This window comes from Streptomyces sp. GMY02, assembly GCF_019056675.1.
GTDB lineage: Bacteria > Actinomycetota > Actinomycetes > Streptomycetales > Streptomycetaceae > Streptomyces > Streptomyces odonnellii.
In genome coordinates, this window is the sequence record NZ_CP077658.1 from 5,474,858 (window position 1) to 5,488,298 (window position 13,441).

Here is a 13,441-nt window from a genome sequence, read left to right on the forward strand (position 1 = left end):
CGCGTTCTGAACAGGTTGGCCGACCTGACTCGGGACCGCAAGGAAGAAATATTCCGATTGTCTGTTGTGTACGCGATGTGGGCGGTCAGTGTGACGGATGTGGCGGCGGTGTGGTGGCCGGGCGCATGGCCCCTGCGCCGGCCGGAGATGCGTGAAGCCCCCTCGCTCGGTGCGAGGGGGCTTCCGTATGCGCGTGCGCCGCCAGGGACTCGAACCCCGGACCCGCTGATTAAGAGTCAGCTGCTCTAACCAACTGAGCTAGCGGCGCCTGCTGACCTGGAGGACTCTACCGGATCCGCGGAGGTGGTCCTGGCCATTTGATGGCTGTTACGGCCTGTCGGATTGTCCTTTCTTTCCCTTGATCCGTCAAAATGCGACTTGTCCAGATACCTGAGACACTGGCGCGCCCATCGTGCCGGAAAGATCGCGATGAGTGTGGAGGGGATCGCATGACCGTCCCGGTCTTCGAGGAGTACGAGCCCGCCGCCGACTGTTCCTGTGCCGGCTGCGCCGAACGGCGACGCGACCTGGCGAGGGGCGTACCGGTACGCGCGGGCGGCCATCCGGCCGCACGCGGCGCCCGGCGGGCGCTGGTCCTGGCGACGGCGGGCGTGGCCCTCGGGACGGCGGGGACGGGTACGGAAGCGGCGTGGGCGGCGGGACATGTGGGAGGTGTGACGGCGGCTGCGGAGGTTGTCGCCGGTACGGCGCCGGGGATGGCTGCGGGGGTGGCGTCCGGGGTGGCCGCCGGGATGGCGCCGGAAGTGACGCCCGGGGCGGTTGCAGGGAAGGCGCTCGGGGTGCCGGCGGGGGTGGCTGTGGGGAAGGTGTCCGGGGTGGCCGCCGGGTCGGAGCCCGGGACGCCGCAGGGCGGGAGCGCCCCGCTCTACGGGCGGCCGCTGCCCGGCCCCGGTTCCCACCGGTCCCACGGCGCCCTGCGCAGATCCACCCGGGCCGACATCATCAACCGCGCCAAGCGCTGGGCGAACGCGCAGGTGCCGTACAGCATGGCGAAGTTCTGGTCGGACGGGTACCGCCAGGACTGCTCCGGCTATGTCTCGATGGCCTGGAACCTCCCGGGCAGCGAATGGACGGGGACGCTGGCGCGGTACGGCGTACGGATCGATCACGACGAGCTCCAGCCCGGCGACATGCTGCTCTTCCACAATCCGGCCAACCCGCAGAAGGGGTCGCACGTCACGATCTTCGGTGGCTGGACCGACTACACCCGCTCCCACTATCTGGCGTACGAACAGGCCCAGCCGCACGCCCGCTCGCAGTCCACGCCTCTCGCGTACTGGAGCAACTCCGGCCGTTATGTCCCGTACCGCTACCGGGGGCTGGCCGGGAGCGGCGACGGCAAGGGGCCGGGGGCGAGTGCCGGGACCGGGGCGACGGCGGTGTATCCGGGGACCGGGTCGTTCCGGCCGGGCGCGGTGAACGCGCACGTCAGACGGCTCGGCCGGATGCTGATCGCGCGCGGGGGCGGGCGCTACTACCGGGAGGGCGCCGGGCCCCGGTGGAGCGAGTCGGACCGGCGGGCCACCCAGGCGTTCCAGCGCGCGCAGGGCTGGCGCGGCGCCGAGGCGGACGGGCTGCCGGGCCCGGCGACCTGGCGGTATCTCGTACGGGGCCTGGGCAAGGACATCCCGGCCGGTGGGGGCAAGGGCGGCGGTGCGCCGGCGAAGGCGGGCAGGCCCGGGACGTCCGGGGAGGCCGTGCCGTACCCGGGCGCCCGGCACTTCCGTCCCGGCAGCACCAGCGTGTACGTCGAGCGGCTCGGCAAGCAGCTCGTGAAGAAGGGCTTCGGCAAGCACTACACCTCGGGCCCCGGGCGCGGCTGGACCGAGGCCGACCGGCGCAATGTCGAGGCGTTCCAGCGCGCCCAGGGGTGGCGCGGCGCCGAGGCCGACGGCTATCCCGGCCCGCAGACCTGGCGGCGACTCTTCGCATGACGGAGGCACGGATGACGACGACGACCTCGCACCCGAACGACGAAGGGCCGGCCCCCGCGCCGCCCCCGCCGGACGGCGACCACCCGCCCGAGGCCGCCCCGCCGCCGGCGGGCCCGCCGGTCGAACCGGCCCACCGCTCGGCCCGCTCCCTGTTCGGCGCGGAGGTATGGACCCCGACGCGGACGCTCCGGGGGGACCGGGCGGAGGACGGCGCGGGCGCGTGGGCGGACAGGACCGCGGAGCCGCCGGGGTCGACGGAGACGACGCTGCCGATCGAGATGCAGGGTGCGGCCGGGGCCGATGGTGTGGTTGACGAGACCGGCGCCTTCGACGTGACGGGCCTGACGTCCGCGACCGATACGACGGGTACGGGTACGTCAGGCATGTCCGGCTGGGCCGCTGTGTCGGGCCGGGACGGCGGGCCGGGGCGCAAGGGCATGGGCGTGGCCGGTCCGGCGGACCGGATCGGCATGACCGGCCGAGCGGGCACGGCCGACACGGCCGGTGTGCCGGGCTCCGCCGGGCCAACTGGCCGCACGGGCCTGAACGGTGGCTCCGCTCCCAGGGGCGGTACGGGCACGACCGGCCCGGACGGCCTGACCGGCGCGGGTGGCGCGTCGGGCCCGGCGGGGTTCGACGGCCGGGGCCGGTCAGGGACGGCAGGTCCGGCAGACCGGCCCGGCCCGGCCGACGTGACGGACCGGAACGGCAGGCCCGTTCCCGGCAACGTTACGGGCGCGACTGATCCGGACGGCCTCATCGGCTCGACCGCTTCAACACACCTGATTGACGCGGGTGGTGCGCCCGGCAGGGGCCGCCTGTCCGACGGGACGAGTTCGACCGACGCGGTCGGCGCGAGTGGCGCGGCCGGACCGATGGGCTTGAACGGCTCACCCGAGATGGCCGACCCAACGAGCGTGACCCATGAGGGCGGTGGGACGGACGAGAACGGACCATCCGGCTGGCTCAGCTCGACCAAGACCGACGGCGCCCGGTCCTCCGGCTGGACCGGCCCGACCGGTCTCCATGGCGCAGGACCAAGCGGCTCGACCGGCGGGCCCGTTGCGTCCGGCTCGGCCGGCTCAAACGGCGTTACGAGAACGACGGACCCGGTCGGCCTGACGGGGCCAACTCATGTGGCTGGTTCGCCGGGCGTGCCTGACGCGAGCGGCGTGTCAGGGCTCACGGGCAGTACGGGTATGCCCGGTCCGGTCGACTCGACCGGCGGGGGCGGCGCGCGTGATGCGACTGGCGCTGATGGCCCAGGGCGCGGCGCGGGGAGCGTGCGTGGCGTGAGCGGTGGGTCCGGGTTCGCGGGCAGTGCGGGTACGGCTGGTCGGGTCGGCTCGGCTGGCGGCGGGGTGCGTGGCGCGTCCGGGGCCGACGGCGTGCATGGCGCCTTCGGTGCCGACGGCCCAGGGCCGTCCGGCCTGACCGATGCAACCGGCTGGCCGGGCCCGGCCGATACGGCCGACTCTGGCGGCCAGGCCGACGCCACCGGTCCGTTCGGCGCCACCGGTCCGTTCGGCCGGAACGGCGTGTCTGCGCCGGTCGGCGCAACCGGCCGGCCTGGCTCGGCCGACTCGGTCGGCTTGACCGGATGCATTGGCATGGTCGACTCTGCCGGTCCAAGCGGCCGGGCCAAGTCGGCCAACTCGGCCGGCTTGACCGGTCGCACCAGCACGGTCGACCCCGCCGGTCCGAACGGCCGGGCCGACTCGACCGGCTCTGTCGGTGCGACCGGCTTGGCCAGTCGCACTGGTACCGGCATCGGCACCGTCGACCCCTCCGGCCCGAACGGGACAGCAGGACATGACGGTCAGGGCGGCGGTGCGGCGGACACGACCGGTGCGGACGGCCTGAGCGGCCTCACCGGCCCCGGCCTCACCGGTCCCGGCCTCACCGGTCCCGGCCTCACCGGTCCCGGCCTCGCCGGCCCCGGTCCCGTCGGCTCCGCCGACCCCGTTGAACCCGCTCACCGTTGGAGCCCCCTCATCGTCGGGGAGTCCACCCACGAGATCCCCGTACATCTCCTGTTCCGCGACGAGACGGCCGCAGACGACCCCAAGTCCCCCGGCACCGGGCGGCGCTGGGGGACCGGGGAGCAGCCGCGGGTCAGGCGGGTGCCGCCAGCCGTGCCCGTCGTACCGTTGCGGCCTCCGCCGCCCGTGGATCCCAAGCTGGCCGAGCGGCCCGGGCCCGCGCTGCCCGGGTGGGCCGCCGTGCTCGTCGGGGTGCTCGCGCTGGTCGCGTGCGCGGCGGTCGTGTGGTGGTCCGGGGCCGTTCCGGAGGCCGTGACCGGACCGCTCGGGCTGGGGTCGAACCCCGACCGCGGCATCGGGATCGGCCAGTGGGCCCTGCTCGCGCTCGGCGGGACCGTCACCCTCTTCGCCTTCGGCGGGCTGGGCCGCGGCCGGGTCGGTCATGCCTGGGTGCTCACCCTGTTCGGCGAGTACCGGGGCAGTGTGCGCCGTACCGGACTGGTCTGGGTGAGCCCGCTGCTGCTGCGCCGACGGGTGGACGTACGGCTGCGGCACTGGCGCAGCGAGCCGATGCCCGCGGTCGACTCGAACGGCACCGCGCTGTTCGTGGTCGTGCTGGTCATCTGGCGGGTCAGGGACACCGTACGCGCGGCCCTCGGCGTACAAAACCACGAGCAGTATCTGCGCGAGCAGGTCGAGGCGGCGATGGCACGGGTGCTCTCCCAGCTTCCCGCCGACACCTTCCACGACGAGGCCCCCACCCTGCGCAACGCGGAGGCGGTCGGCGACGCGCTGACCCGGATGCTCTCGGCGGAGTGCCGGCCCGTCGGTATCGATGTGTTCTCCGCGCAGCCGACCCGGATCGAGTACGCGCCGGAGATCGCCGCCGCGATGCAGCGAAGCCGGATCGCAGCGATCGACGCCAAGCACCGGGACAGCGTGCTGACTTCCGTGGTGGACGCGGTGGACGACACGGTGCACCGGCTGACCGCCCGCGGACTGGTCGAACTGGACGATTACGAGCGCAAGGTGCTGGTCAAGGACCTCACCGTGGCTTTCTACACCGGGCGGCAAGGCACCCCGGAGAGGCTGTAATTGGTCTGGACCTGGCTCGTACTTGTTATGGACACGGTCAAGTTCCGTTAATACTCTAGAGCTTGGTCTAGACCGCAGACTGTTCCCCCCTGCACGCGTGCAGTACGGCTCACCGAACTCCCCACGTTCTCTGGAGCGAAGCATGCGAAAGAAGATAGGCGCGGCCGTTGTCGGCCTCGCCGTGGCGGGCGTGTCCCTGCTCGCCACCAGCAGCGCAAGCAGCCATGGCTACACGGACTCCCCCATCAGCCGTCAGAAGCTCTGTGCCAACGGCACGGTGACCAACTGCGGCAACATCCAGTGGGAGCCGCAGAGCGTCGAGGGGCCCAAGGGCTTCCCGAACGGCGGCCCCGCCGACGGCAAGATCTGCTCGGGCGGCCTCGGCCAGTTCGCGCAGCTCGACGACCCGCGTGGCGGCTCCTGGCCGACCACCAAGGTGAACGGCGGCCAGAGCTACAACTTCCGCTGGCAGTTCACCGCGCGGCACGCCACGACCGACTTCAAGTACTACATCACCAAGAACGGTTGGAACTCCTCCGCGCCGCTCACCCGCGCCGCCCTGGACACCCAGCCGTTCCTGACGGTGCCGTACAACAACCAGCAGCCGCCCGCGACGCTGTCGCACTCCGGCACGCTGCCTTCGAGGTCGGGCAAGCACATCATCCTGGCGGTGTGGACCATCGCCGACACGGGGAACGCGTTCTACGCGTGCTCCGACGTCCAGTTCTGAGCTGTTCGGCCCCGGACGCCAGGTTCTGAGCCGTTGGGCTTCAGGGCGTCCGGTTCCGAACAACATCCAGTTCTGACGCGTGGCCGGCCGCGGGCCGGCGTAGTCAGGCCGTAAGAACCTCGGGGGGCACGGCGCCCGCCCGGTCCGCCGCCGTGCGGTCCGCGCTCCCCGAGGCGCGTGTCGTCACCCCGTAGGGAGCGTACGTCCGCCTCGCCCCGCGCACCTCGGCGCGGGGTGCGCGGGCGCAGACCGGTCAGCCCGGGACGGAACCGTCAACTCGGAGCGTTCACAGGGGCGTTCGGTGTCACAGGGGTTTGCCCGCGCCGGGATTTGGGGGACCATTCCCGCGGCGGTCATCGCGCGTAGACCCGTGCGACAGCCGTGCCGTTCACGCTTGCGGCGCTCCATGCCACCCCGGGCAGGGAGCGTGTCCCCCCATACCGCACGGAGGTTGATCCGTCATGCGCAGACGTCTGGCTCTCCCGCTCGCCTCGGCCGTACTCGCCGTCGCCGCTTCCCTGCTGACGGCCACTTCGGCCACCGCCGCCCCGGCGGACAAGCCGCAGGTGCTCAGCAGTTGGACCCAGGAATCCGTGAACAGCTACAACTCCTTCATGGCCGCCCGCAACAACCAGGGCGCCTGGTCGGCGTACGGCTTCGACTGGTCCACGGACTACTGTTCCTCGTCGCCCGACAACCCCTTCGGCTTCCCCTTCCAGAACGCCTGCGTGCGCCACGACTTCGGCTACCGCAACTACAAGGCGGCCGGCACGTTCAGCGCCAACAAGGCCCGGATCGACTCCGCCTTCTACGCGGACCTCAAGCGTGTGTGCGCGAAGTACTCGGGTGCCACGAAGGTGTCCTGCGACGCCCTGGCGTGGACGTACTACCACGCGGTCGACATCTTCGGCGTGAGCCCCATGGTCGACGGCACCCGCTCGGTCGCCTGATCCCCGAGGCCGCTCGACCCCTGAGGCCGCTCGACCCCTGAGGCCGCTCGACCCCTGAGGTCGCTTGACTCCTGAGGTCGCCTGACACAGCAGCGGGGCCCGGCGCCGCGAAGGGCCCCGCTGCTGTGTTGCTCAAGCGGTCCGGCGGGGGTCAGCCCGTGATGATGGCCGGGTCGCTGACGCCGGGGGTGCCGGTTTCCACGTGGCCGGCGAGGCGGCGCAGGTAGCCCTTGTCCTTGTCGGAGACCACCGTCAGGTCGTACCAGCGCTTGGTGCCGTCGAGCTCCACCCGGTGCACGACACGTCCGCCCGCGGGCACCTTGACGGTCGTGCTCCTGCCGCCGTACGCGTTGGTGATCGTCAGACGGCGGTCGGCCTTGGCCGCGTTCGTCAGGGTCAGCACCACGGCCGCGGAGCCGGACTTCTTGTCCGGGCCGTGGTGGGACCCGTGGCCGTCGCGGGTGCCGGGGGCCTCGTGGCGGGCCGTCACCTCGGGGCCGGCGGTGGTGCCGGAGCCCTGGAACGTACGGAGGAAGCCGTTGGGCCCGAACACGGACAGGTCGTACGAGCCCTGCGAGTACTGCGTGTTCCAGGTGTCGGAGAGCTGCTGTCCGGCCCCGGTGGTGTAGGTCCACGGGCCGTCGGTGCGGTTCGCCGAGGTCACCGTGAAGCACACGCCCGCGGAGGCACCGCCGCTGAAGGTGAGCGTGAAACGCCCGGTCGAGGGGGTCGAGGCGCCGTCGGCGAAGGGCGCGTAGGGGAGCGGGCGCGCGGGGCGGTAACCCTTCTCCTGCTTGGGCAGGACGCCGTGCTCGGGCGGGACGGGCCGGTAGCTGGGGTGGCGCTCGTGGTCCGTCGGCTCGTACGCGTCGGTGTCCGGCAGCGGGGTGTGCCTGGTGTCCTTGAGACCGAAGTCGAAGGCGGAGGTCAGATCGCCGCAGACGGCACGGCGCCAGGGCGAGATGTTCGGCTCGCGCACCCCGAAACGGCGCTCCATGAAGCGGATGACGGAGGTGTGGTCGAAGACCTCGGAGCAGACATAACCGCCGGTGCTCCAGGGGGAGACGACCAGCATGGGCACCCGCTGGCCCAGGCCGTAGGGCCCGGCGGCGTGGCGGCTGTCGCCCTTGAAGTGGTCGAGCGAGGTGTCGACCGTGGAGGCGCCCTGCGCGGCGGAGGCCGGGGGGAAGGGCGGTGCGACGTGGTCGAAGTAGCCGTCGTTCTCGTCGTAGGTGATGAAGAGCGCCGTCCTGCTCCACACCTCGGGGTTGGAGGTGAGCGCGTCCAGCACCTGCGAGATGTACCAAGCGCCGTAGTTCGCGGGCCAGTTGGGGTGCTCGGAGAAGGCCTCGGGCGCGGCGATCCAGGAGATACGGGGAAGCTTCCCGGCCTTCACGTCGGCCTTGAGGATGTCGAAGAAGCCGTCGCCGTTCTTCGCGTTCGTGCCCGTACGGGCCTTCTCGTACAGCGCGTCGCCGGGCTTGGCGTTGCGGTACTTGTTGAAGTAGAGCAGGGAGTTGTCGCCGTAGTTGCCGCGGTAGGCGTCGTCGATCCAGCCCCAGCCGCCGGCCGCGTCGAGCCCGTCGCCCGTGTCCTGGTAGATCTTCCAGGAGACACCGGCCTCTTCGAGGCGCTCCGGGTAGGTCGTCCAGTCGTATCCCAGCTCGTCGTTGCCGAGGACGGGTCCGCCGCCCTTGCCGTCGTTGCCGGTGTGGCCGGTCCACATGTAGTAGCGGTTGGGGTCGGTGGCACCGATGAACGAGCAGTGGTACGCGTCGCACACGGTGAAGGCGTCGGCGAGGGCGTAGTGGAACGGGATGTCCTGACGCTTCAGATACGCCATCGTCCCCGGTGACTTGGCCGGGATCCACTGGTCGTACCGGCCCTGGTTCCAGGCCTGGTGGCCGCCCGCCCAGTCGTGGTCGAGCCCGGCGATGAACTGCATGCCGAGGTCCTCGGCATCCGGGTGGAACGGCAGGATGTCCTTGGTGCCGTCGGACTGGTGCCAGACCGACTTCACGCCGGCCGGGGTCATCGGCCGGGGGTCACCGAATCCGCGTACGCCCTTGAGCGAACCGAAGTAGTGGTCGAAGGAGCGGTTCTCCTGCATCAGCACGACGATGTGCTCGACGTCGTTGATGGTGCCGGACCGGCGTCCGGCCGGGATGGCGGCGGCGCGGGCGATGCTGTCGGACAGCGCGGAGAAACCCGCGGTCGCGCCTGCTATCTGGAGGAAGCGGCGCCGGTTGAGTTCGGGCATGAGCGTAGGACCTGCCTGTTCGGGGGGTAACGGACGAAGCGACTACCTGCCAAGGTCACCGACCCAGGGGGAACGACCGGCACCGCCCACTTGGCGCCGCGCGGTACAGGACACGTACAGCGGCCCCCGGACAGGCCCCGCGGCCGGACTTGTGCCACCCTTTCGCGCAGTCCCGTATGGGGTCTCGTGCGCGGTTTCGTACGGGGTTCCACGCGCGGTCCAGAAACGCGAAAGGGCGTTCTCGGAAGTCGAGAACGCCCAGGTCAGTGACCTATTCGCCGGTGCGCCGCCAGGGACTCGAACCCCGGACCCGCTGATTAAGAGTCAGCTGCTCTAACCAACTGAGCTAGCGGCGCCTGCTGACTCGAAAATAATACCCGGTGCTCAGGAGTGCTCCGGACCACGCGCCGAGGGGCCGGACACGGCCTAGAGCGTCAGGGACAGGGCCATCGGGGCCGCCCGGCGGTTCAGGGTCTCGGCCGCCGCGCGCAGGCGGTGCGCGTATTCGACCGGGAGCGAGAGGGCCAGGCAGCCCACCGTGGAGCCCGCGGTCAGCGGGACCGCGGCGCAGACCGTGCCGACCGCGTACTCCTGGAGGTCGAGTACGGGGACGGTCGGCGGGCGGCTGTCCAGGCGGGAGAACAGCAGGCGCTCGCTGGTGATCGTCCGCGAGGTGAACCGGGCGATCCTGTGGCGCGCGAGATGCTCCCGGCGGCCGTTCCGGTCGAGCTGGGTCAGCAGGCACTTGCCGATCGCGCTGGCGTGGGCGGTGGAGCGGAAGTCGACCCACTCGTGGACCGCGGGCGTCAGCGGCCCCTCGGCGATCTGGGTGACCCTGATCTCGCCGTCGATGTAGCGGCTGAGATAGACCGCCGCGCCGACCGAGTCACGCAGCTCGTCGAGGCCCCGCTGGAGCCTGGCCTCCAGGGCGCGGCGCCGGGCGGATCCCGGTCCGAGCAGCGCCGGCGCGTTCCCGAGCACATAGGCGCCGTCCGCGAGCCGCTCCACGTACCCCTCGCGGCACAGCAGTGTGAGCAGGGGTACGAGATGTCCGGGCGGCAGCCCGCTGTCCCGGGCGATCCGGTCCTCGGTCACCCCGCCGCCGTACTTGGACACGGCTTCCAGGACGCGCAGGACGTACCGCACCGAGTGGAACGGCGTGGTCGGCTCCGGCTTCAGCACCGCCGTTCCCCCCTGACAGGTTGTGACCGCAAGCTCACCGCGTACCACGATAACCGCGAACGGCCCGGTACGGGGCGGCCGATGCCAGGCTGCGGACGGCCGGGGCCAGTGAGGCCGATGAGCGGGAAGCGGCTGAGGTCAGAGCACCGCGCCAAGGAACTCACGCGTCCTCTCGTGCTCCGGCGCCGAGAAGATCCGCTCCGGCGGACCGGACTCGATGACCTTGCCCGAGTCGAACATCAGGACCTCGTCCGAGATGTCCCGGGCGAAGTTCATCTCATGGGTCACACAGAGCATGGTGATGTCCGTGGTGCGGACGATGTCCCGCAGGACGTCGAGCACTCCGGCCACCAGTTCGGGGTCGAGCGCCGAGGTCACCTCGTCCAGCAGCAGGATCTTCGGCCGCATCGCCAGCGCGCGGGCGATCGCCACCCGCTGCTGCTGGCCGCCCGAGAGCTGTGACGGCTTCGCGCCGCGGCGGTCGCCGAGACCGACCAGGTCGAGCAGTTCACGGCCGCGCGCCTCCGCGTCGTCCCTGCTCAGCCCGAGCACCCGGACCGGTGCCTCGGTGACATTGCGCAGCACACTCATGTTCGGGAAGAGATTGAACTGCTGGAACACCATGCCGATGTTCTTGCGTATCTCGCGGACTTCCTTGGGGCCCGCAGGAAAGAGCTGGTCGCCGCTGACGGTGATGGTGCCCTCGTCGGGCCGTACCAGGGTCATCAGCAGCCGCAGAATCGTGGTCTTGCCGGAGCCGGACGGGCCGATCAGGGTGACATGTTTTCCCGGCCGGACCGAGAAGCAGAGATTGTCGAGCACGGTGTTTCTGCCGAATCTCTTGGTGACCTTGTCGAAACGGATCAGTTCATCGGCATCCGTGCTCGTGTTTGTGCTCGCGTCTGTTTGTGTGTTCGTGTTCGCGGGTGGAAAGTCAGCGGACAAGACGGCGCTCCAGGGCTCGCATCAGAAGTGAAGCCGGATAGGCGATGAGAATGAAGGCGATACCGACCACGGTCAGCGGTTCGGTGTACTGGAAGGTGGCCGCGCTCTCCAGCCGGGACTGCTGGAGCATTTCCAGCACACTGATCCCGGCGAGCAGCGGGGTGTCCTTCAGCATCGATATGACGTAGTTCCCCAGCGCCGGCACGATCCTGCGGATCGCCTGCGGCAGGATCACCGCGGTCCAGGTCCTGCCCAGCGGCAGACTGAGCGCCGTCGCCGCTTCCCACTGTCCGGCGGGTACGGCGTCGATTCCGGCCCGGTAGACCTGCGCGGTGTACGTCGAGTAGTGCAGCCCGATCGCCAGGGTGCCGGTGGCGAGTCCGGAGAACTGGACTCCCCACTCGGGCAGGACGAAGAAGAAGAAAAAGAGCTGCACCAGCAGCGGGGTGTTCCGGATGAATTCGGTGACGGCCTGGACCGGCCACCGTACGAGGCGGGTGCCGGACCGGAATCCGATCGCCCAGACCAGCCCCAGGGAGAAGGAGAGGAGCGAGCCGAGCACCAGCACCTGGAGGGTGAGGAGCAGACCGTCCCAGAAACGTGGCATGAAGTCCGCGACGGCGGACCAGTCCCAGCCGTTCACCGGGCACCTCCGGCGGTCGTGGTGATACCGATACCGGCCTTGGTCTTCCGTTCCAGCGCCCGCATTCCCCGGGTGAGCAGAAAGGCGAGTACGAAATAGATCACCAGGGTCACCGAATAGATCTGCGCGCTTTCCTGGGTGGCCAGCCGGACCAGATAGGCGGCGAACGACACATCGGCCACCCCGAGCAGTGAGACCAGCGCGGTGCCCTTCAGCAGTTCGATGAGGAGATTGCAGAACGGCGGGATCATCTCGGGCACCGCCTGCGGCAGCATGATCAGCCGAAGCCGCTGCCAGGGCGTGAAGTTGAGCGCGATGCCCGCCTCGCGCTGGGCCGGAGCGACCGAGTTGAGCGCGCCGCGCACGACTTCGGCGCCGTACGCCCCGTACGACAGGCCCAGCGCCAGCACCGCCGCCCACGTCGGGACCAGCGCCCAGCCGAACAGGCTCGGCATCACGAAGAACAGCCAGAACATCAGCACCAGCGCCGAAGTGCCCCGGAAGATCTCGGTGTAGAGGCCCGCGAGAAAGCGGACGGTACGCGAGCGGTGGGTACGGGCCGCGCCGACGGCGAAGGCCACGGCGGTGGCCAGTGCTGCGCTGTACAGGGTGAGTTGTACGGTGATCCAGATGCCGGGCAGCACCCAGTGCGTCCAGAGGCCGGCCGTCATGCGCACAGCTCCTTGGCCGTCAGGGTGGTCATCTCCGACTCGGTGAAGCCGAACGGCCGGAGAATTCGGAACAGTTCGCCGCTCTTCTTCATGGCGTGGATCTCGGTGTTGAAGGCATCGCGGAGTTCCGTATCGGTGGGCCGGAAGGCGAATCCGCCGCCGTCGATCTTCTTCTCGCCGTCCACGACCGGCGCGAACGGTTCGGTCGCCTCGGCCTTGCGGCTCTTCCGCACCACACCGCGCCCGGTGAGCGCCGTGCCCGCGAAGACATCGACCCGGCCGGATTCGACCGCGTTCAGCCCGGCCACCGGATCCTGGAGAATCACGATCTCCTTCTCCGGCACTCCGGCGGATATCGCGTAGTCGATCTCGGCATAGCCGGTGCCGGTGGCGAATTTCGCTTTGGTCCGCACGACGTCCTGGTACGAACGGAGCCCCTTGGGATTTCCCTTGAGCACAATGAACGAGTCGAGCATCTGGTATTCCGGGTCGGCGAAGATGACCTGGTCGCAGCGCTCCTTGTTGATGTACATCCCGGCCGACACCACATCGAACTGCTGGGAGTTGAGCCCGGGAATCAGCGAGGAGAAATCGGTGGCGACGGGCTGGACACCGCCGACGCCGAGGCGTTTGAAGATCACTTTGGCGAGTTCCACGGCCTCGCCCGTGAACTCGCCGTTCTGGTCGATGAATCCGTACGGCGCCTCGCCCGCGATACCGAGCCGCACGGTGCGCTGTGATTTCAGCCGGGCGAGGGTGTCGCCGGTGGGGATTTTGGCGCAGCCGGCGGTGCCGAACGCCCCCGTGGCGCCCAGAACCGCCGTGCCCATCAGCAGGGAACGGCGTCTCAGGAGTCCTGAGAAGGTGTTTTCCGGTGGTGAAGCCATGGCCGCGCGGCTACCCCGGTCCACCCCGGTTATGCGTAGGGGTTCCGGCACTCTTGCCTCAGAGGTCCCATTGGACCCAGTGGTCCCGGCGCATGAACCCAGTGGTATCGGCGCTGCGGTGGTCTTGACTCGGTCGGCCCG

At 70.3% G+C, this 13,441-nt stretch carries 10 protein-coding genes and 2 tRNA genes; 4 read left to right on the forward strand and 8 right to left on the reverse strand.

Annotated features, from left to right (window positions below; all coding sequences use genetic code 11):
* Positions 1-194 precede the first annotated feature (194 nt).
* Positions 195-268: transfer RNA gene (locus KQY30_RS23185), tRNA-Lys, on the reverse strand.
* A 181-nt stretch (positions 269-449) separates the two neighbouring features.
* On the opposite strand from KQY30_RS23185, the gene KQY30_RS23190 reads away from it, so the two are divergent.
* From KQY30_RS23190 to KQY30_RS23205, 4 genes are all read left to right on the forward strand, one after another.
* A complete protein-coding gene (locus tag KQY30_RS23190; RefSeq protein ID WP_217308478.1) occupies positions 450-1,955 on the forward strand; it encodes a peptidoglycan-binding protein in 1,506 nt (501 codons plus the stop codon).
* Between the two features lie 1,745 nt (positions 1,956-3,700).
* A complete protein-coding gene (locus KQY30_RS23195; RefSeq protein WP_254407291.1) occupies positions 3,701-5,032 on the forward strand; it encodes an SPFH domain-containing protein in 1,332 nt (443 codons plus the stop codon).
* Positions 5,033-5,174: 142 nt separating this feature from the next.
* Entirely contained in the window at positions 5,175-5,762 is a 588-nt protein-coding gene (locus KQY30_RS23200) for a lytic polysaccharide monooxygenase (protein WP_046503996.1), read from the forward strand.
* A gap of 461 nt (positions 5,763-6,223) precedes the next feature.
* Positions 6,224-6,712, forward strand: coding sequence for a phospholipase (locus KQY30_RS23205; protein WP_217308479.1), 489 nt, complete (start codon positions 6,224-6,226; stop codon positions 6,710-6,712).
* A 151-nt stretch (positions 6,713-6,863) separates the two neighbouring features.
* Here the strand turns inward: KQY30_RS23205 and KQY30_RS23210 are convergent, their stop codons facing one another.
* From KQY30_RS23210 to ehuB, 7 genes are all read right to left on the reverse strand, one after another.
* Positions 6,864-8,972 (reverse strand): phosphocholine-specific phospholipase C, encoded by a 2,109-nt coding sequence (locus tag KQY30_RS23210; RefSeq protein WP_217308480.1) that lies wholly within the window; start codon positions 8,970-8,972, stop codon positions 6,864-6,866.
* A gap of 282 nt (positions 8,973-9,254) precedes the next feature.
* Positions 9,255-9,328 (reverse strand) — tRNA-Lys (locus KQY30_RS23215).
* Between the two features lie 70 nt (positions 9,329-9,398).
* A complete protein-coding gene (locus KQY30_RS23220; RefSeq protein ID WP_217311271.1) occupies positions 9,399-10,151 on the reverse strand; it encodes an IclR family transcriptional regulator in 753 nt (250 codons plus the stop codon).
* Positions 10,152-10,292: 141 nt separating this feature from the next.
* Entirely contained in the window at positions 10,293-11,021 is a 729-nt protein-coding gene (locus KQY30_RS23225) for an amino acid ABC transporter ATP-binding protein (protein WP_254407667.1), read from the reverse strand.
* 67 nt (positions 11,022-11,088) lie between these two features.
* Positions 11,089-11,706, reverse strand: a complete 618-nt coding sequence (gene ehuD, locus KQY30_RS23230) for an ectoine/hydroxyectoine ABC transporter permease subunit EhuD (protein ID WP_254407668.1) — start codon at positions 11,704-11,706, stop codon at positions 11,089-11,091.
* A 32-nt stretch (positions 11,707-11,738) separates the two neighbouring features.
* Positions 11,739-12,413, reverse strand: a complete 675-nt coding sequence (ehuC, locus tag KQY30_RS23235; RefSeq protein ID WP_217308483.1) for an ectoine/hydroxyectoine ABC transporter permease subunit EhuC — start codon at positions 12,411-12,413, stop codon at positions 11,739-11,741.
* Positions 12,410-13,300, reverse strand: a complete 891-nt coding sequence (ehuB, locus tag KQY30_RS23240; protein WP_217308484.1) for an ectoine/hydroxyectoine ABC transporter substrate-binding protein EhuB — start codon at positions 13,298-13,300, stop codon at positions 12,410-12,412. Before ehuB ends, ehuC begins: the two co-directional genes overlap by 4 nt.
* Positions 13,301-13,441 lie beyond the last annotated feature (141 nt).

What these genes read in the sequence shown, in the direction of transcription:
- ehuD (WP_254407668.1), bottom strand. Translation starts at nt 11,706, where the DNA reads ATGCCACGTTTCTGGGACGGTCTGCTCCTCACCCTCCAGGTGCTGGTG.
- KQY30_RS23205 (WP_217308479.1), top strand. Translation starts at nt 6,224, where the DNA reads ATGCGCAGACGTCTGGCTCTCCCGCTCGCCTCGGCCGTACTCGCCGTC.
- KQY30_RS23200 (WP_046503996.1), top strand. Translation starts at nt 5,175, where the DNA reads ATGCGAAAGAAGATAGGCGCGGCCGTTGTCGGCCTCGCCGTGGCGGGC.
- ehuB (WP_217308484.1), bottom strand. Translation starts at nt 13,300, where the DNA reads ATGGCTTCACCACCGGAAAACACCTTCTCAGGACTCCTGAGACGCCGT.
- KQY30_RS23210 (WP_217308480.1), bottom strand. Translation starts at nt 8,972, where the DNA reads ATGCCCGAACTCAACCGGCGCCGCTTCCTCCAGATAGCAGGCGCGACC.
- ehuC (WP_217308483.1), bottom strand. Translation starts at nt 12,413, where the DNA reads ATGACGGCCGGCCTCTGGACGCACTGGGTGCTGCCCGGCATCTGGATC.
- KQY30_RS23190 (WP_217308478.1), top strand. Translation starts at nt 450, where the DNA reads ATGACCGTCCCGGTCTTCGAGGAGTACGAGCCCGCCGCCGACTGTTCC.